Origin of the sequence: Agrococcus lahaulensis DSM 17612 (genome assembly GCF_000425105.1) — a bacterium.
In the GTDB taxonomy this organism is placed as follows: Bacteria; Actinomycetota; Actinomycetes; order Actinomycetales; family Microbacteriaceae; genus Agrococcus; species Agrococcus lahaulensis.
The window spans coordinates 175,739-193,499 of sequence record NZ_AULD01000005.1; the positions used below are offsets into that span (position 1 = coordinate 175,739).

Here is a 17,761-nt window from a genome sequence, read left to right on the forward strand (position 1 = left end):
GGTCACCAGCATCCCAGCCGCGCCCGCGGCTCTGGAGTCCATGACGCGAAGGAGCCGATTGTGACGTCGCACGGCATCACCAACGCCAAGCTGCAGGAACCGGTCGAGGTCGGCAGCCACGCGACGGCCACGGCTCCCGTCTTCGAGTCGCTGTCGGTGCTCGACATGTTCAAGATCGGCATCGGGCCCTCCTCCTCGCACACGATCGGTCCCATGCGGGCCGCGCTCGACTTCGTCGCGCAAGCGGATGCCTCGGGCCGGTTCGACGAGATCGTGCGGCTGCGCGTCGACCTGCTGGGCTCGCTCGGCGCGACCGGCTCGGGGCACGGCACCGACACCGCGATCATGCTCGGCCTCGCCGGGCTCGCACCCGACACGGTCGAGACGCCGCAGATCGCGGCGACGCTCGACGAGATCCGCTCGAGCGGCGAGCTGCTGCTCGGCGGGCGCCTCGCCGTCCCGTTCGACGAGTCGAAGGTCTTCGTCTTCCGGCCGCTCACGGTGCGCCGCGAGCACCCGAACGCCCTCCGCATCACGGCCTACGACGCATCCGACGCCACGATCGCGACCGCCGGGTACTACTCGATCGGCGGCGGCTTCGTCATGCGGCACGACGAGGGCGACGTGCTCTCGCCGGTGCCGGCGCCCGCGACGCAGCACCGCCCGGTGCCCTACCCCTTCAGCTACGGCGACCAGCTCGTCGAGCTCTGCGAGCGCACGGGGCTCTCGGTGCACGAGCTCATGCTCGCGAACGAGGAGGCGTGGCGGCCGCGCGAGGAGACGATCGCGCAGCTCGAGCGCATCTGGCAGGTCATGCAGGAGTGCGTCGCGCACGGCATCGAGACCGACGGCATCCTGCCGGGCGGGCTCGACGTCAAGCGCCGCGCGCGCGACTGGCACGCGAAGCTGCTCGAGCGCGACGCCGCCCCGAAGTCGGGTCGGCCCGACCTGCTCGAGGGCATGGAGTGGGTCAACCTCTACGCGCTCGCGGTCAACGAGGAGAACGCGGCGGGGGCGCGCGTGGTGACGGCGCCGACGAACGGCGCTGCCGGCATCATCCCCGCGGTCATGCACTACGCCGACCGGTTCGCGGACTGCGTCGACGACGAGGTCTCGTGGCAGGTGCGGTTCCTGCTCGTCGCGGGCGCGATCGGCACCATCATCAAGTCGAACGCCTCCATCTCGGGCGCCGAGGTCGGCTGCCAGGGCGAGGTCGGGTCGGCGTGCGCGATGGCGGCGGCCGGCTTCGCCGCGGTGCTCGGCGCGACGCCCGCGCAGATCGAGAACGCCGCCGAGATCGGCATCGAGCACAACCTCGGCCTCACGTGCGACCCGATCAAGGGGCTCGTGCAGATCCCGTGCATCGAGCGCAACGCGATGGCGAGCGTCAAGGCGATCAACGCGGCCCGCATGGCGAAGCAGGGCGACGGCACGCACTACGTGAGCCTCGACACCGCGGTCGAGACGATGCGCCGCACGGGCGCCGACATGAGCGACAAGTACAAGGAGACCGCGCTGGGCGGCCTCGCGGTGGCCTTCATCGAGTGCTGAGCGCCTGAGCGCCGCACCGACGCGAAGGGAGTCCGCCGGCGGCGGACCCCCTCGCTCGTGCGCTGCGGCTCAGTAGCCGTACTGCGACGCGAAGATCGCGGCGAAGAAGACGGTGATCGCGACGGGCCAGAAGATGAAGGCCCAGATGAAGCCGAGGATCGACGTCACGAGGCCCCAGATCGCCATCGTCTTGCCCGCGGGCTCCTTCGCGAGGCCGATGCCCGAGAGGATGCCGCCCGCGATCGCGTTGACGAACAGCGGGATGACGATGCTCGAGATGCCGAGGATGAGGCCCCAGACCGAGAGCTTGCGCTCGGTCGACGCCGGCGCGGCGTAGGCGCCGTAGGAGGGCACCGCACCGTAGGCCTGCCCCGCGTCGTAGGCGTGCCCAGCGTCGTAGGCCTGGCCCGCGTCGTAGGCCTGGTAGCCATTCGTCGCGGCCGGCTGGTAGCCGCCCTCGCTCGCGGGCTCGTAGCTCGGCTGGGCGGGCTGCTCGGGGGGCGTGTAGGTCATGCGGAGGTCCTCGTGCTCGGTGGGCGTGCGGGCGAGCGCGTGGCTCGACCCACCAGCCTAGGGGCCGTCCGTCAGGGTGAGGCGCTCATCCCCATGAAGAGCACGCCGAGCACGCCGAGCAGCGGCAGCACGTAGACCAGCAGCACCCACAGCAGGCCGACGCCCGAGGTGATGAGGCCCGTGACCGCCATCGCTCGACCGGCGGGCTCGCGCCGCAGGGCGATGAAGCCGAAGACGAGTCCGATGATGGGCACGACGACGAGCGCCCAGGCGAAGACCGCCGACGTGATGCCGAGCACCATCGCGGTGATCGAGAGCCCCCGCTGCGGCACTTGCGCATTCGGGTACACCGGGGCGCGGTAGACGGGCACGCCGTAGGGGGTGTAGCTCGTGACCTGCGCGGCGGCGGGGTGGATGAGCTGCGCGTCGCCGTCGTGGTGGAGCGGTGTCGAGTAGCGCTGCGCGACGTTCGGCGGGATGTACGCGGGTGGCTTGCGCATGGGATCCGACTGCCTCATCCTGGGCACCGCGGGCGAGCCCATGTCTGGTTGCGGCGCCGCGTCCCAGCGTCGGTCCTCGACGGGTCCGGGCGGCGACTGCTCCGACGTGAGCGGGCCGTCCTGCCAGGCGTACGGCGTCTCCTGCCGGGGCTGGAGCCGGTCGAACTCTTCGGACACGACGCCACCTCCCCTGGTTCCGAGCACGCTGATCCGTCGATTCCGGAAGACGCTACGCGCCGTGGCTCAAGATCGGCTGGACGCGGCATGCGGAGCGCATCCGCATCGGAAGGTCAGCGGAAGGCGCCAGCGAGCCGCACGGCGCCGCCGTCGACGCCCTTCGCGCCCTGCACCCAGTCGGCGAGCGCGGCCGGCGCCTGCTCGACGCGGCCGACGACCGCCGCGGGGATGCCGACCTCGCCGCTCGCCGCCACGACGCGCTCGGCGTCGGCCGCGTCGACGACGACGAGCATCCCGAGCCCGAGGTTCCACGTGCCCTCCGCGTCCTCGAGCGCGAAGCCGCCGAGACCGGCGAGCGCGCCGAAGACGGCGGGCACCTCCCACGCGGCGCGGTCGACCTCGACCGCGAGCCCGCGGGGCAGCACCCGGGCGAGGTTCGCGGCGATGCCGCCGCCGGTGACGTGCGAGATCGCGCGGATGCCGATCCCCCGCTCGAGCATGCCGAGGAGCGGGAGGGTGTAGAGGCGGGTCGGCTCGAGCAGCGCCTCAGCCGCGACGCCGCCGAGCTCGTCGACCCGGTCGGTCAGCGCGAGGCCGCGCTCGGCGAGCACGTGCCGCACGAGGCTGAAGCCGTTCGAGTGCAGCCCCGACGAGGCCATGCCGACCACGACGTCGCCCTCGCCGACGCGCTCGGCGCCCAGCACCGCATCCGCCTCGACGATGCCCACCGCGGCGCCCGCGATGTCGTAGTCGTCGGGCTCCATCACGCCCGGGTGCTCGGCCGTCTCGCCGCCGACGAGCGCGGTGCCGGTCGCCTCGCACGCCTCGGCGATGCCGCGCACGATGTCGGCGATGCGCTCGGGCACCACCCGGCCGCACGCGATGTAGTCGGTCATGAACAGCGGCTTCGCGCCGACCACGACGATGTCGTCGACGACCATGCCGACGAGGTCCTGGCCGATCGTGTCGTGCTTGTCGATCGCCTGCGCGAGCGCGAGCTTCGTGCCGACGCCGTCGGTCGAGGTCGCGAGCAGCGGCTTGGCGAAGGAGCCGGCCGCCGAGAGGTCGAAGAGGCCGGCGAAGCCGCCGACGCCGCCCAGGACGCCCGCGCCGTGCGTGCGCGCGACGGCGGCCTTCATGAGCTCGACCGCGCGGTCGCCCGCCTCGGTGTCGACGCCGGCGGACGCATACGGATCGGTCATGCTCTCAGGGTACTTGCCGCCTGCGGCGCGACCCGGTCCCGCCCGCGTCCCCGGATGGCAGGATGGGCGGCGGCACACCCACCACGTCGACGGAGACACCCATGCGCGCACTCGTGACCCGAGGCAGGCCGGGGCTCGAGCTCACCGAGCTGCCCGAGCCCGAGACACCACCCGGCCACGTGAAGGTGCGCGTGCTGCGCGCCGGCATCTGCGGCACCGATCTGCACATCGACTCGTGGGATGCGTGGGCGCAGTCGGCTGTGACGCCCGGCCTGTCCGTCGGGCACGAGTTCTGCGGCGAGATCGTCGAGGTGGGCGAGGGCGTGACGGACTTCGCCGTCGGGCAGCTCATGAGCGGCGAGGGGCACGTCGTGTGCGGCCACTGCCGCAACTGCCGCGCCGGCCGCCGGCACCTGTGCATCCGCACCTCCAACCTCGGCGTGCAGCGCGACGGCTGCTTCGCCGAGCAGGTCGTCCTGCCCGCGTCGAACGTGTGGGTGCACCCGGGGCTCACCGCCGCGACCGCGACCGCCGACCAGCTCGACGTCTTCGGCATCTACGACCCGTTCGGCAACGCCGTGCACACGGCGCTGAAGTTCCCGGTGGTCGGCGAGGACGTGCTCGTCACCGGCGCGGGCCCGATCGGGCTCATGGCGGCGATGGTCGCCCGGCACGCGGGCGCTCGCCACATCGTCATCACCGACATCGCGGAGCCGCGGCTCGAGCTCGCCCGCTCGCTCGGCTTCCGCGCCCTCAACCCGCGCGAGGCGTCGATCGCCGCCGTGCAGCGCGAGCTCGGCATGCAGGAGGGCTTCGACGTCGCGCTCGAGATGTCGGGCTCGCCGACCGCGCTCGTCGGCATCATCGAGAACCTCAACTTCGGCGGCCGCATCGCGATGCTCGGCTTGCCGGCCCAGCCGATCGAGGTCGACTTCGCGAAGGTCGTCTCGCACATGCTCACGATCCAGGGCATCTACGGCCGCGAGATGTTCGAGACCTGGTATGCGATGGCCGCGATGTCGCAGACCGGCCTCGACGTCTCCCCCGTCATCACCGACCGCTTCGCCTTCGCCGACTGGGAGGCCGCGTTCGAGCGCGCGCGATCCGGCGGCGCTGGCAAGGTCATCCTCGACTTCACCGATCCACAGGGAGCGTGACCCGTGTACTCCATCCGTGCATCCATCGCCGACGAGCTCGCCGAGATCGAGGCCGCGGGCCTCACGAAGCGCGAGCGCGCGATCGCGTCGCCGCAAGCGGCGAGCGTCGTGGCGAACGGCGCCGAGGTGCTGAACTTCTGCTCCAACAACTACCTCGGGCTCGCCGACGACCCGCGCATCGTCGAGGCGGCGAAGGCCGCGCTCGACGAGTGGGGGTTCGGGATGGCCTCGGTGCGGTTCATCTGCGGCACCCAGACCCAGCACCTCGAGCTCGAGTCGCGGCTCGCGTCGTTCCTCGGGCAAGAGGCGTGCATCCTCTACTCGTCGTGCTTCGACGCCAATGGCGGCCTGTTCGAGACGCTGCTGGGCGCCGACGACGCGGTGATCTCGGACGCTCTCAACCACGCGTCGATCATCGACGGCATCCGCCTCTCGAAGGCGAAGCGCTACCGCTACGCCAACCGCGACATGGCCGAGCTCGAGGCGCACCTGCAGGACGCGCAGGGCGCGCGCCGCCGCCTCATCGTCACCGACGGCGTCTTCTCGATGGACGGCTACCTCGCGCCGCTCGAGGCGATCTGCGATCTCGCCGAGCGCTACGACGCGATGGTGATGGTCGACGACTCGCACGCGGTCGGCTTCACCGGCGCGACGGGCGCGGGCACGCCAGAGCTCGCCGGGGTGCAGCGCCGCGTCGACATCATCTCCGGCACGCTCGGCAAGGCGCTCGGCGGCGCCTCCGGTGGCTACATCGCGGCCCGCGCCGAGATCGTCGACCTGCTGCGGCAGCGCTCGCGCCCGTACCTGTTCTCGAACGCGCTCGCACCGTCGGTCGTCGCCGGCTCGCTCAAGGCGCTCGACCTCGTCGAGGGCGCCGGCGAGCTGCGCGAGCAGCTGCGGCGCAACACCGAGCGGTTCCGCGCCGGCATGGAGGAGGCGGGCTTCGAGCTGCTGCCGGGCGAGCACCCGATCACCGCGGTCATGTTCCACGACGCCCGGCTCGCGGCCGAGATGGCGGATGCGATGCTCGAGGAGGGCGTGTACGTCACCGCCTTCTCGTTCCCCGTCGTGCCCCGCGGTGAGGCGCGGATCCGGGTGCAGCTCTCCGCCGCCCACTCCGACGCCGACGTCGACCGCGCGGTCGCGGCGTTCGCCGCGGCGCGCGAGCGCGTCGCCGCCTGACCCCCGCCACTGCCCCTGCCGCGCAAGCACAACGCAAGCCCCGCGCGGCAGTTGCGCGGCCTCCACGCAGCAGCAAGCCCGCGGGCCGCACATCGCGGCTCGCGGGCTTGCGTTGTGCTCGCGGTCGGGTCAGAAGACCGGCTTGCCGCCCGTCACGCCGAGCACCGTGCCCGAGACGTAGCTCGCCTCGTCGCTCGCGAGGTAGACGAACGCGGTCGCGACCTCGATCGGCTGGCCCGGGCGGCCGAGCGGCGCGTTCATGCCGAAGTCGGCGACCGAGGGCTTGGTCGACGGCTGCAGCGGCGTCCAGATCGGGCCGGGCGCGACGGCGTTCACGCGGATGCCCTTCTCACCGAGCTGCGTGGCGAGGTTGACCGTGAAGTTGTTGATCGCCGCCTTCGTCGACGCGTAGTCGAGCAGCGTGTCGGAGGGGTCGACCGCCTGGATCGACGAGCAGTTGATGATGCTCGCGCCCGGCTGCAGGTGCGGCAGCAGCGCCTTCGTGAGGTTGAACATCGCGAAGATGTTCGTCTCGTACGTCTGCCGCAGCTGCTCGTCGGTGATGTCGAGCAGCGACTCCTGCGCCATCTGGTAGCCCGCGTTGTTGACGAGGATGTCGACGCCGCCGAGCTCCGCGAGCGCGCGCTCCGCGAGCTCGATGTTCGCCTGCTCGGTGCGCTGATCGGTCGCGATCAGCACCGCCTTGCGACCGGCGGCCTCGATCTGGCGCCCGGTCTCCTCCGCGTCCTCCTGCTCCTGCGGGAGGTAGGCGATCGCGACGTCGGCGCCCTCCTTCGCGAAGGCGATCGCGGTGGCGCGGCCGATGCCGGAGTCGCCGCCGGTGACGAGGGCGCGCTTGCCCTCGAGCCGGCCGCGGCCGACGTAGCTCGTCTCGCCGTGGTCGGGCACGGGCTGGAGCGTGTCCGTCCAGCCGGGCCACTCCTGGGTCTGCTCTGGCAGGTTCTTGATGGATTCGGTGTCGAAGCTCATGTCCCCCACTGTGCCGCCGCAATCTGGACGCCGCTTGGGTGCGCGCCGAGCGCATCCGCCCGATCCCGAGCCGGCTCGGCGTGCTCGCTAGGCTTGGGTGTCAATCCCGCGACAGAAGGAGCTCGCCTGTGTGCGGCATCGTCGGCATCGTCTCCGACTCGAGCGTCAACCAGCAGGTGTACGACGCTCTCGCGCTCCTCCAGCACCGCGGGCAGGACTCGACGGGCATCGCGACCGCCGAGGGTCGCTCGATCCACCTGAAGAAGGCCAAGGGCCAGGTGCGCGAGGCCTTCCGCACCCGGGACATGCGATCGCTGCTCGGCGACTACGGCCTCGGCCACGTGCGCTACGCCACGCGCGGCGAGGCGGCGAACGAGCTCGAGGCGCAGCCGTTCTACGTCAACGCGCCCTACGGCATCGTGCTCGTGCACAACGGCAACCTCACGAACTCCCGCGAGCTCGAGCGCGAGCTCGCGACCGTCGACCACCGGCACGTCAACACCGGCAGCGACACCGAGATGCTCGTGAACGTGCTCGGCAGCGAGCTGCAGTCCCTCGTCGGCGGCGGCGAGCTCGACGCCGACCGGCTCTTCACCGCCGTGCGCCGCACGCACGAGCGCATCCAGGGCTCCTACGGCGTCATCGCGCTCATCGCCGGGCACGGGCTGCTCGCCTTCCGCGACCCCTTCGGCATCCGGCCGCTCGTGCTCGGCCGCCGCACGAGCGAGCAAGGCCGCAACGAGTGGATGGTCGCGAGCGAATCGGTCGCGCTCACGGGCTCGGGCTTCCAGGTCGAGCGCGACGTCGCGCCCGGGGAGGCGATCTTCATCACGCCCGACGGCGAGCTCGCCTCGGCGATGACGCACGACTCGCCGGTGCTGCTGCCGTGCGCGTTCGAGTACGTCTACCTCGCCCGCCCCGACTCCGTGATGAACGGCGTCAACGTGTACGAGTCGCGGCTGCGCATGGGCGAGCGCCTCGCCGACACGATCGCGCGGTACACGCCCTCCGGCGCGATCGACGTCGTCATGCCCATCCCCGACTCGTCGCGCCCCGCCGCGATGGAGGTCGCCCGCCGGCTCGGCATCGAGTACCGCGAGGGCTTCTACAAGAACCGCTACGTCGGCCGCACCTTCATCATGCCGGGCCAGCAGGAGCGCAAGAAGTCGGTCAAGCAGAAGCTCAACGTGCTAGAGAGCGAGTTCCGCGGCAAGAACGTGCTCGTCGTCGACGACTCGATCGTGCGCGGCACGACGAGCCGCGAGATCGTCGAGATGATGCGCTCGGTCGGCACGAACACCGTCACCTTCACCTCCGCGGCGCCGCCCGTGCGCTACCCGCACGTGTACGGCATCAACATGCCCTCGCGCGGCGAGCTCATCGCCTCGGGCCGCTCGATCCCGCAGGTCAACGAGGCGCTCGGCAGCGACTTCCTCGTCTACCAGGAGGTCGACGACCTGCAGCGCGCGATCCTCGACGGCTCCGGCATCGAGGGGCTCGAGATGTCGTGCTTCACGGGCGACTACGTCACCGGCTCCGTGACCGACGAGTACCTCCGCTGGGTGGAGCAGACGCAGCTCAGCTGAGCGGCTTCCCGGCGGCGCTGCGCTCCGGCACCCAGGCGCCGAGGCTCGCGACGAGGCACGCGATCGCGGCGCCCAGCACGACGTCCGGCACGGGCACCGCGCCGAGCAGGAGCGCGGCGATGCCTGCGCCGACCGCCGCGGCGAGCGCGAGCAGCGCGGGCGTCGCGGGCGCGAGGCGCACGTGCGCACGGCGCGCGAGCTCGGCGAGGGCGACGGATGCGGCGAGCGCGATCCCGAGGAGCGTCGCGGCCGCGAGGTCGAGGGCTCCGGGCCGCGCGATGGGCGCGGCGAGCGCCGCGACGCCTCCGAGGGTCGCGACGACGGCCGCGGCGCGGGTGCGGAGGAGCCGCTCCGCGAGCCGCGCGAGCGGCGGGCCGAGGAGGCCGCCGAGCGCGAGCGTGAGGGCGATCGGCGCGGCCGGCTGCGGGTCGTCGGCGCCGATCGCCGACAGCGCGGGCCGCAGCGCCGCGATCGCGCCGGAGCCCGCCGCCGCGAGCAGTGCGAGCGCGAGCACGCGAGCGGCGAGGGGCCGCGCCGCGGACGGCGGGGCAGCGGCGCCGGCCGGCACGGGCGCCCCGTGCGAGGGTGCCGCGTCGCTCGAGGCGTCGTGCCGAGCGCTCACTCGCGCTCCGAGCGCGAGCAGCTGCGCCCCGGCGGCGACGAGGAGCACCGCGGGCGCATCGAGCGTCGGCACGAGCGGCACGGCCGCCGCGAGGGCCGTGCCGGCAGCGGCGGCGAGCAGGGTCGGCGCGGGGCGCACGGCGGGTGCGAGCAACGCATCGCGCTCCGCTCCGGCGATCGCGGAGGCGAGCTGCAGTCCGGCCGCGAGGCCGAGCAGCGGCGCGAGGGCCGGGCCGATCCCGACGTAAAGCAGCAGGAGCGTCGCGGTCGTCGTGAGCACGACGAGCGCGAGCGCGGCCGCGATCATCGCAAGAGCGCGGGAGGCGCCCTCGGCCGTCGTGGCGCGTGCCAGGAGCGGCGCCGCGAGCAGCCCGAGCGCCGCGCCGGCGAGGGCGGCGGCGGCGCCGAGCGCGAGCGCGCGGGGCGATCCCTCGGCGAGCGCGACGACCGCGAGTGCCGCGAAGCCGGCGCCGAAGCCGATCCAGGCGAGCGCGTGCGCGATCGCGCTCCGCGTGCGCCCGGTAAGCATCAGGCCCGGCCGGGGCGGTCGTCCTCGCCGCGCTCGTCCTCGACGGCACCGGGCACCGCGGGGCCGGCGGTGCCCGTCTCGGCGCCGCCCAGCCGCTCGAAGCGCGCCTCGAGGGCGTCGTCGTCGGCCGACGGCAGCGCATCCGGCCGCCGCACCTCCGTGCGCTCGGCGACCGTCGCGGTCGTGCGCTTCGAGAGGGCGCGGTCGACGATGACCGCGACGAGCGCGCCGAGCCCGCCGCCGACCACGAAGCCGGCGACGATCATGAGCCCGATGACGGGCGTCGTGTCGAGCGGGACGCCGTTCTCGTTGACCGCTTGCGGCATCGACGAGGAGATGAGCCACGCGGCGACGGCGCCGACGAGCGCACCGAGCGCCGCGAAGGCGCCGTACTTCGGAGAGCGCCGCACCGTCACGTCGAACTGCTCGGTCGTGCCTGCCGGGTCGCCGGTGGCGTCGCCCTGGGGCGTCCGATCGTGCGTCGCGTCCATGGCATCCAGCATCCCACGCGACGCGCCGCGCACCGCACGAGTACGGTGCGAGAGGGACCGGCGGGCGGCGAGCGCGCTCGCGCGCCCCGCGACGACAGGAGCCGACGAGTGACCGACGCGCAGCCCACGGCGAGCACGCCGACCGGAGCGCCTGCGGGGCAGCGCGACTGGAGCCTCGTCGATGCCGCGGCGGCGGCCCGGGAGCTCGAGGTCGATGCCGACGCGGGGCTCACGGCGGGGCAGGCCGCCGAGCGGCGAGCGCGATTCGGCCCCAACGAGCTCGACGCCGCCCCGCCCGAGCCGGCGTGGCGGCGGCTGCTGCGGCAGTTCGCCGACCCGCTCATCTACCTGCTGCTCGGCGCGATCGTCATCTCGGTCGTCGCGTGGCTGTTCGAGGGCGCGCACGGCCTGCCGATCGACGCGATCGTCATCGCGCTCATCGTCGTCGCGAACGCGATCCTCGGCTTCGTGCAGGAGGCGAGGGCGGCGGATGCCGTGGCGGCCCTGCAGGACATGACGGCGGTCACGGCCACGGTCGTGCGCGACGGGCGGGCGGAGCGGGTGCCCGCGTCCGAGCTCGTGCCGGGCGACGTGCTCGCGCTCGCGGAGGGCGACTCGGTCGGCGCCGACGCGCGGCTGCTGAGCGCGTCGTCGCTGCAGCTCGCGGAGGCATCGCTCACCGGCGAGTCGGTGCCGGTGACGAAGTCGCCCGCGACGCTCGCCGAGCCCGTGCAGCTCGGCGACCGCCGCAACATGGTCTTCAAGGGCACCGCGGTCGCGCAGGGCGTCGGCCGCGCCGTCGTCACGGCGACCGGCATGGCCACCGAGATGGGCCGCATCGCGACGATGCTCGCCGAGACGGAGCAGGAGCCGACGCCGCTGCAGCGCGAGATCGCGGCCGTCGGCCGCACGCTCGGCATCGCCGTGGTCGTCATCGCGGTCGTCGTGATGGCGGCCATCGGCCTCACGAGCGGCATCGGCTCGCTCGAGGAGGCCGTCGACGTGCTGCTCGTGGGCGTCTCGCTCGCCGTCGCGGCCGTGCCGGAGGGGCTGCCCGCGATCCTCTCGCTCGTGCTCTCGATCGGCGTGCAGGCGATGAGCAGGCAGGGCGCGATCGTCAAGAGCCTCTCGTCCGTCGAGACGCTCGGCTCCGCATCCGTCATCTGCTCCGACAAGACCGGCACCCTCACGCGCAACGAGATGACGATGCTCACGGTGCACACCGGCTCGGGCGTCGCCGACATCACGGGCGTCGGCTACGCCCCCGAGGGCGAGGTGCTCGTCGACGGCAGCCCGCTGCTCGAGGCCGATCCGGCGCTCGGGATCCGCGCGGAGGACATCGTCGTGCTCTCGGGCGGCATGCTCGCCTCGGATGCCGAGGTGCGGCAGGACGAGGACGGCGGCTGGGTCGTCGTCGGCGACCCGACCGAGGCGGCGTTCGTCGTCGCCGAGCGGAAGGCTGGCCTGTCGGGGCGCCGCGAGCAGCGCTTCTCCCGCATCGGCGAGGTGCCCTTCACGTCCGAGCGCAAGATGATGTCGGTCGTCGTCGCCGACGCCGAGCACCCGGTCGAGGGCGGCGAGGGCCAGCCGGTGCTCATCGCGAAGGGCGCGCCCGACGTGCTGCTCGAGCACAGCTCGCGCGTGCGCGTCGGCATGGCCGTGCGGCCGCTCACCGACGACGACCGCGCTCGGGTGCGCGAGGCGGTCGAGTCGATGTCGGCGCAGGCGCTCCGCACCCTCGCCGTCGCGTACCGTCCGCTCGCGGCCGAGGAGCACGCATCCGTCACCGCCGCCGGCGGCTTCGACTCCGACGCCGGCCTCGCGCTCGAGGAGGACCTCATCTTCGTCGGCACGGTCGGCATCATCGACCCGCCGCGCTCGGAGGCGGCCGCGGCGGTCGAGGCGGCGCACGGGGCGGGCATCCGGGTCGTCATGATCACGGGCGACCACCCCGCGACGGCGCTCCGCATCGCGCACGAGCTCGGCATCGCGGCTCGCGGCGATCGCGCGATCGCGGGCGCTGAGCTCGACGTGATGGACGAGGATGCGCTGCGCGCGGCCGTGCGGGACGTCTCGGTCTTCGCGCGCGTCGCGCCCGAGCACAAGCTGCGCATCATCGGCGCCCTCCAGTCGGACGGGCACATCGTCTCGATGACCGGCGACGGCGTGAACGACGCCCCGGCGCTCAAGAGGGCCGACATCGGCGTCGCGATGGGCATCACGGGGACGGAGGTCTCGAAGGAGGCCGCCGCCATGATCCTCACCGACGACAACTTCGCGACCATCGTCGCGGCGGTGCGGCAGGGGCGGGTGATCTTCGGGAACATCCGGAAGTTCCTGCGCTACCTGCTCTCGTCGAACATGGGCGAGGTGCTCACGATGCTGCTCGGCGTGCTGCTCGCGGGCTTCCTCGGGCTCGCCGGCGAGGGCGAGGCGATGGTCGTGCCGCTGCTCGCGACCCAGATCCTCTGGATCAACCTCATCACCGACTCCGGGCCCGCGCTCGCCATGGGCGTCGATGCCGAGACCGAGGACGTCATGGCGCGAAGGCCGCGGCGGCTCGACGAGCGCGTGATCGACGCGCGGATGTGGGGCGGCATCCTCTCGATCGGCGCCGTCATGGCGGTCGTCACGCTGCTCGCGGTCGACCTGCACCTGCCGGGCGGGCTCGTCGAGGGCTCGGACGACGTCGCGACCGCGCGCACCGCAGCGTTCACGACGCTCGTGCTCGCCCAGCTCTTCAACGCGCTCAACTCGCGCTCGGAGCACGCCTCGGCGTTCCACCGGCTCTTCACGAACCGGTGGCTGTGGGCGGCGATCGCGTTCGGCGTCGTGACGCAGGTGCTCGTCGTGCACGTGCCGCTGCTGCAGGCGGGGTTCGGCACCGCGCCGCTCTCGCTCGAGCAGTGGCTCACGTGCCTCGCGCTCGCGTCGTGCGTGCTGTGGTTCGACGAGCTGCGGAAGCTCGTCATCCGCTCGCGCGGTCGTCGCTCGAAGGCCCCCACGCCTCGCTAATGTCTGGCGTGGGGCCCATCGCCCCTTACGTCGACCCATGCACAACGAGGTGAACCATGTCCAGAGCGACCGCTGAGAAGCGATCGGGCGCGCCGCTCGCGCGCGCCATGCGGCCCATCAACAACGTCGTCGAGCGGTGGATCCCGTCGGCGCTCGTCTTCGCGATCGTGCTGACGCTCGTCGTCGCGCTGCTCGCGCTGACCGTGACGCGGACGAATCCCGTCGACCTCGTCAAGAGCTGGGGCGACGGCCTCTCGGGGCTGCTGGCCTTCATGACGCAGATGGCGCTCATCCTGCTGCTCGGCCACATGCTCGCCAACACCCGGCCGGTGCGGAGGCTGCTGTCGAAGCTCGCCTCGCTGCCGAAGACGCCCGTGCAGGCCTACCTGTTCGTCTTCGTGATCGCCTCGGTCGCATCCCTCATCACCTGGGGCCTCGGGCTCGTGGTGGGCGGACTGCTCGCGCGCGAGGTCGCCGCGTCCGGCAGAGAGCGCGGCCTGCGGCTGCACTTCCCGATGCTCGTCGCGGCCGGGTTCTCGGGCTTCGTCGTGTGGCACATGGGCTATTCGGGCTCGGGCCCGCTCACGGCGGCGACGCCCGACTCGTTCATCGCCGAGCACCTCGGCGGCGAGGTCGTGCCGATCACCGAGACGACGTTCGCGCTGCCGAACCTGATCGGCGCGGTCGCGACGATCGTCGTCGTGGCCGTCGCGCTCGCCCTCATCGCGCCGCGCGGCAAGGACCGGATCGTCGAGCTCGAGATGGACCTGCGCGAGCAGCTCGTCGAGACCGAGGAGGAGGTCGTCACGCCCGCCGATCGCATCGACGCGAGCCGCATCGTCACGCTGCTCGTCGGCGCGGCGCTCGTCTGCTACCTCGTCGTCCACTTCGTGCAGGGCGGCACGCTCACGCTCGACATCGTCAACTGGTCGTTCCTCGCGCTCATCTTCCTGCTCGTGAAGAACCCCTTCGAGATCATCCGGCTGACGAAGGAGGCCGCCTCGAACGTCGGCGAGATCCTGCTGCAGTTCCCGCTCTACGCGGGCATCCTGGGCATGATGACCGGCTCGGGCCTCATCCAGGTGTTCTCCGACTGGTTCGTCGCGATCTCGACGCCGACGACCTTCGGCATGCTCGCGCTGCTCTCGGCGGGCCTCGTGAACTTCTTCGTGCCCTCGGGCGGCGGGCAGTTCGCGGTGCAGGCGCCCATCCTGCTCGACGCCGCCGAGCGCATCGGCGTCGACCCGGCGATCCCGATCATGGCCGTCGCGTACGGCGACCAGTGGACGAACATGATCCAGCCGTTCTGGGCGCTCCCGCTGCTCGCGATCGCAGGGCTCAAGATGCGCGACATCCTCGGCTACACGACGGTGACGCTCATCGCCTCCGGGCTCGTGTTCGCGTCGATCCTGCTCATCTGGTCGCTGTGACGAGGCGCCGCTGGCGCTCGCCGATCGCGGGCGTCAGCGACGCTGCCGCAGCAGCGAGTCGAGCGTCAGCGACGTCTTCGAGAGCGCGGAGGTCGACAGCGACGAGCTCGTGAGCGACGAGCCGCGGCGCCGGACCCGCTCCGCGTCGGCGAGGTCGAGCCTCCCGACGAGCGCCTGCACCTCCGGGTCGAGGCTCGACTCCGCGCCCCGCTGCGCGCGGGCGGCGGCCATCTCGGCCGCGCGCTTGACCTGCGTGGCGGTCTGCTTCGCCGCCTGCGGGCTCTGCGCCGCCTGCCGCTCGAGCCGCTCCCCCACCCGGCTCCGCAGCTGCTCGATGCGCGCGAGCCGATCGGCGCCGGGCGATTGCTGCCTCGCGGGCTGCGGCGCGGGACGCTGCTGCGCCGCCTGCTGGCTCGGCGCCTGCTGCGGCCGCGGCTGCGCCGGCGCGTGCTGCGGCGCGCGCTGCGGCGCCTGCCACTGCGAGTTCGCGTAGACGTTCGGCTGCTGCCCCGAGCGGCGGGCGCGCTCGGCCTCGACCTCGCGCGCGGCGGCGTCGATGCGCTCGCGCCACGACTGCGGCACGCGATCCTGCAGGTGCTGCGCCTGCGCCGTCGCCTGCGTGCGTCGCTCGTCGACCTCGCGGCGCACCTGCTGCGCGCCCCTGCGCACCTGCTCCTGCGCGCGCTTGCTCGCGGTGCGGGCGAGCCCCATGAGCGCGTTCCAGCCGCCGCGCAGCAGCAGGAAGCCGACGAACGTCGAGCCGGCCGCGAGCAGCAGGGGCCCGCCCGCCTGCTCGAGCGCGCCCTCGACGCCCGTGACGAGCGAGACCTGCGCGACCCACCCGATCCACTGGACGAGCGCCGGCACGCCGTTGATGAGCAGCACGATGCCGACGATGAGCAGGACGATCGGGCCGATGAAGCCCTGCGGACGGACGACCTGTGCCATGGGGCAAGTATGGCCGTGGTGCTAGCTGCCGGGTAGGCGCAGCACCGGCAGCCACGCCGAGACGTCGGCGCGCACGCCCGAGGCGTGCACGGCGCCGCGACCCACCGCATCCGCCCACGACTCCGCACCCGTCGCGAGGGCGAGCCACGTCGCCGGGTCGGTCTCGATCACGTTCGGCGGCGTGCCGCGCGTGTGGCCCGGCCCCTCGACCGCCTGCACCGCGCCGAAGGGCGGCACCCGCACCTCGACGCTCTTGCCCGGCGCGCGCTCGGCGAGGCACTGGAGGGAGTAGCGCACCGCGAGGGCGCGGTCCTGGCGGCTCGGCTCGGGCGCGAGGGCGGCGCGCACGGCGGCCATGCCGTCGAGGTCGGGGATGCGCTTGGGCATGCCGCCAGGCTACGCGGCGTCGGGGACTCGGGCCGGTCAGGCCGCCGCGGGCACCGCGGCCGGGCGCGGCCGGGTCGCGCGCAGCCACGCGAGCCCGAGCAGCACGAGCAGCGTCACGTCGACGACGTCACCGCCGTAGTACATGAGCTGCGACGCGACGTGCGCGTCGGCCGCCTCGACGCCCGCGGGCGGCGCTCCGTAGACGCGCTTCGCGAGGATCGAGTGCACGGCCATGAACGCGAGCAGCACGGCCGCGCGCACGCCGATCGACGAGCGGTGCGGGTCGGGATCGACGCCGACGAGCGCGGCGGTGAGCAGGTAGCCCGCGAGCAGCAGGTGGAGGTGCACGATCCCGTGCACGAGGGCGGATGCGTGCATGAGCCCGTAGAGGTCGGTCGCGTAGAGCGCCCAGAGGCCCCCGGCGTTGAGCGCCGCAGCCGTCACCGGGTGGGTGAGCACGCGCAGCGGAGCGCTGCGCAGCAGCCGCGTCAGGCGGCGCGCCGCGGTGACCGAGAGCGCGCGCAGCAGGTGCGTGACGGGCGCGCCGAGCACGAGCAGCAGGGGCGCGAGCATCCCGAGCAGGAGGTGCGCGACCATGTGGCCCGTGAGGCTCTCGTGCGCGGCGAGCGCGACCGGGCCGAGCGTCGCCACGCCCGCGCACGCCACACCCAGCAGCCAGCTCGTCGTCCGCAGGGCGGGCCACGGCCCGCGGCGGCGGGCGGATCGGAGCGCCCGCAGGTAGCCGCCGACGGCGACCAGCAGCGCCGCGACGATGAGCGCGTCGTGCAGCGCCCACGAGGCGTCAGCGGCGAGCGGCGCCGCGCCGCCGTGACCGCCGTGGCTCGGCACGGTCAGCGCTCCCCCCGCCCCCGCGTGCGCCACAGCACGACGAGCCCGATCGCGAGCACGACGATCGCCGAGCCGATCCAGGCGATGTCGTACGGCAGCAGGTCGACGTCGTAGCGCACCTGGTGGATGCCGAGCAGCTTGTGGTTGACGACCGCGTCGAGCAGCTGGAACCCGCCGAGGCCCGCGAGCACCGCGCCGGTCCAGCGCGCCCACCGGACGGGCGCGCGCCGCCGCGCGTCGACGAGCAGGAAGAGCCCCGCGACGGTCATGCCCCACGCGACCGCGTGGAAGAAGCCGTCGGCGGCGATCGCCATCTCGGTCGTGCCGAGGTCGTAGAAGTGGTGCCACTGCAGCACGAGGTGGAACAGGAACAGGTCGACGACCGAGGCGGCGATGCCCGCGCCGAACAGCACGCCCGCGAGGACGAGCCGTCGGATCGGGTCGGCCCCGGCGTCGCGCGTGCCTGCTCGGCGGCTGCCCGTGCTCGTCATCGCGCTCCCCTCCAGCGGGCCGGCACCGTACGCCGCCCCGCGTGGGCCCATTGTCGGGGCGGCGGCTGGGAGCGGCATCCGCGCGAGCGGGAGTTCAGGGCGGATGCATCGCGGCACGCGGGCGAGCCCGACCGCCCGCTCC

16 protein-coding genes are annotated in these 17,761 nt (G+C 73.2%); 6 read left to right on the plus strand and 10 right to left on the minus strand.

The features are described from left to right. Positions 1-165: 165 nt before the first annotated feature. Positions 166-1,551 (plus strand): L-serine ammonia-lyase, encoded by a 1,386-nt coding sequence (locus H508_RS0101285; protein WP_035253828.1) that lies wholly within the window; start codon positions 166-168, stop codon positions 1,549-1,551. Between the two features lie 69 nt (positions 1,552-1,620). Here the strand turns inward: H508_RS0101285 and H508_RS13810 are convergent, their stop codons facing one another. The 3 genes from H508_RS13810 to purM form a co-directional block, all read right to left on the minus strand. Continuing rightward, a complete protein-coding gene (locus H508_RS13810) occupies positions 1,621-2,064 on the minus strand; it encodes a hypothetical protein (protein ID WP_035253601.1) in 444 nt (147 codons plus the stop codon). Positions 2,065-2,135: 71 nt separating this feature from the next. After that, positions 2,136-2,564, minus strand: a complete 429-nt coding sequence (locus tag H508_RS13815) for a DUF4190 domain-containing protein (RefSeq protein ID WP_051222478.1) — start codon at positions 2,562-2,564, stop codon at positions 2,136-2,138. A 290-nt stretch (positions 2,565-2,854) separates the two neighbouring features. Continuing rightward, a complete protein-coding gene (gene purM / locus H508_RS0101300; RefSeq protein ID WP_026372721.1) occupies positions 2,855-3,943 on the minus strand; it encodes a phosphoribosylformylglycinamidine cyclo-ligase in 1,089 nt (362 codons plus the stop codon). A gap of 101 nt (positions 3,944-4,044) precedes the next feature. On the opposite strand from purM, the gene tdh reads away from it, so the two are divergent. Together tdh and H508_RS0101310 are read left to right on the plus strand one after the other, a co-directional pair. Further along, positions 4,045-5,100, plus strand: coding sequence for an L-threonine 3-dehydrogenase (gene tdh, locus H508_RS0101305; protein WP_026372722.1), 1,056 nt, complete (start codon positions 4,045-4,047; stop codon positions 5,098-5,100). Between the two features lie 3 nt (positions 5,101-5,103). Next, positions 5,104-6,282 (plus strand): glycine C-acetyltransferase, encoded by a 1,179-nt coding sequence (locus H508_RS0101310; protein ID WP_026372723.1) that lies wholly within the window; start codon positions 5,104-5,106, stop codon positions 6,280-6,282. 129 nt (positions 6,283-6,411) lie between these two features. Here H508_RS0101310 and H508_RS0101315 read toward each other — a convergent pair whose 3' ends face one another. After that, the gene (locus H508_RS0101315; RefSeq protein WP_026372724.1) at positions 6,412-7,272 is read right to left on the minus strand and encodes an SDR family oxidoreductase; all 861 of its coding nucleotides are present in this window, start codon (positions 7,270-7,272) and stop codon (positions 6,412-6,414) included. Positions 7,273-7,400: 128 nt separating this feature from the next. Between H508_RS0101315 and purF the strand changes: the two genes are divergently transcribed. Continuing rightward, the gene (gene purF, locus H508_RS0101320) at positions 7,401-8,858 is read left to right on the plus strand and encodes an amidophosphoribosyltransferase (protein WP_026372725.1); all 1,458 of its coding nucleotides are present in this window, start codon (positions 7,401-7,403) and stop codon (positions 8,856-8,858) included. Here the strand turns inward: purF and H508_RS0101325 are convergent. Then, entirely contained in the window at positions 8,851-10,008 is a 1,158-nt protein-coding gene (locus H508_RS0101325) for a hypothetical protein (protein ID WP_026372726.1), read from the minus strand. The two genes, purF and H508_RS0101325, sit on opposite strands and share 8 nt — an antisense overlap. Beyond that, positions 10,008-10,499, minus strand: coding sequence for a hypothetical protein (locus H508_RS16525; protein ID WP_051222480.1), 492 nt, complete (start codon positions 10,497-10,499; stop codon positions 10,008-10,010). The genes H508_RS0101325 and H508_RS16525 overlap by 1 nt, the downstream gene beginning before the upstream one ends. 108 nt (positions 10,500-10,607) lie before the next feature. On the opposite strand from H508_RS16525, the gene H508_RS13825 reads away from it, so the two are divergent. Further along, on the plus strand, positions 10,608-13,514 hold the full coding sequence (locus H508_RS13825) for a cation-translocating P-type ATPase (protein ID WP_035253602.1): 2,907 nt from the start codon (positions 10,608-10,610) through the stop codon (positions 13,512-13,514). 56 nt (positions 13,515-13,570) lie between these two features. After that, positions 13,571-14,944 (plus strand): short-chain fatty acid transporter, encoded by a 1,374-nt coding sequence (locus H508_RS0101340; protein ID WP_026372727.1) that lies wholly within the window; start codon positions 13,571-13,573, stop codon positions 14,942-14,944. 33 nt (positions 14,945-14,977) lie between these two features. On the opposite strand, the gene H508_RS0101345 is transcribed toward H508_RS0101340, so the two are convergent. From H508_RS0101345 to H508_RS13830, 4 genes are read right to left on the minus strand one after another with little or no spacing between them, the layout of a single operon-like run. Then, the gene (locus H508_RS0101345; RefSeq protein WP_026372728.1) at positions 14,978-15,892 is read right to left on the minus strand and encodes a hypothetical protein; all 915 of its coding nucleotides are present in this window, start codon (positions 15,890-15,892) and stop codon (positions 14,978-14,980) included. Positions 15,893-15,913: 21 nt separating this feature from the next. Beyond that, a complete protein-coding gene (locus H508_RS0101350; protein ID WP_026372729.1) occupies positions 15,914-16,279 on the minus strand; it encodes a sterol carrier family protein in 366 nt (121 codons plus the stop codon). A 36-nt stretch (positions 16,280-16,315) separates the two neighbouring features. Beyond that, a complete protein-coding gene (locus H508_RS0101355; protein WP_051222710.1) occupies positions 16,316-17,128 on the minus strand; it encodes a cytochrome c oxidase assembly protein in 813 nt (270 codons plus the stop codon). A gap of 2 nt (positions 17,129-17,130) precedes the next feature. Then, positions 17,131-17,619, minus strand: coding sequence for a DUF2243 domain-containing protein (locus H508_RS13830; protein WP_035253604.1), 489 nt, complete (start codon positions 17,617-17,619; stop codon positions 17,131-17,133). Between the last annotated feature and the right edge of the window lie 142 nt (positions 17,620-17,761).

Excerpts from the sequence above, each read along its gene's own strand:
- H508_RS0101285 (WP_035253828.1), top strand. The coding sequence starts at position 166 with ATGTTCAAGATCGGCATCGGGCCCTCCTCCTCGCACACGATCGGTCCC.
- H508_RS13810 (WP_035253601.1), bottom strand. The coding sequence starts at position 2,064 with ATGACCTACACGCCCCCCGAGCAGCCCGCCCAGCCGAGCTACGAGCCC.
- H508_RS13815 (WP_051222478.1), bottom strand. The coding sequence starts at position 2,564 with ATGCGCAAGCCACCCGCGTACATCCCGCCGAACGTCGCGCAGCGCTAC.
- purM (WP_026372721.1), bottom strand. The coding sequence starts at position 3,943 with ATGACCGATCCGTATGCGTCCGCCGGCGTCGACACCGAGGCGGGCGAC.
- tdh (WP_026372722.1), top strand. The coding sequence starts at position 4,045 with ATGCGCGCACTCGTGACCCGAGGCAGGCCGGGGCTCGAGCTCACCGAG.
- H508_RS0101315 (WP_026372724.1), bottom strand. The coding sequence starts at position 7,272 with ATGAGCTTCGACACCGAATCCATCAAGAACCTGCCAGAGCAGACCCAG.
- H508_RS0101325 (WP_026372726.1), bottom strand. The coding sequence starts at position 10,008 with ATGCTTACCGGGCGCACGCGGAGCGCGATCGCGCACGCGCTCGCCTGG.
- H508_RS16525 (WP_051222480.1), bottom strand. The coding sequence starts at position 10,499 with ATGGACGCGACGCACGATCGGACGCCCCAGGGCGACGCCACCGGCGAC.
- H508_RS0101340 (WP_026372727.1), top strand. The coding sequence starts at position 13,571 with ATGTCCAGAGCGACCGCTGAGAAGCGATCGGGCGCGCCGCTCGCGCGC.
- H508_RS0101345 (WP_026372728.1), bottom strand. The coding sequence starts at position 15,892 with ATGGCACAGGTCGTCCGTCCGCAGGGCTTCATCGGCCCGATCGTCCTG.
- H508_RS0101350 (WP_026372729.1), bottom strand. The coding sequence starts at position 16,279 with ATGCCCAAGCGCATCCCCGACCTCGACGGCATGGCCGCCGTGCGCGCC.
- H508_RS13830 (WP_035253604.1), bottom strand. The coding sequence starts at position 17,619 with ATGACGAGCACGGGCAGCCGCCGAGCAGGCACGCGCGACGCCGGGGCC.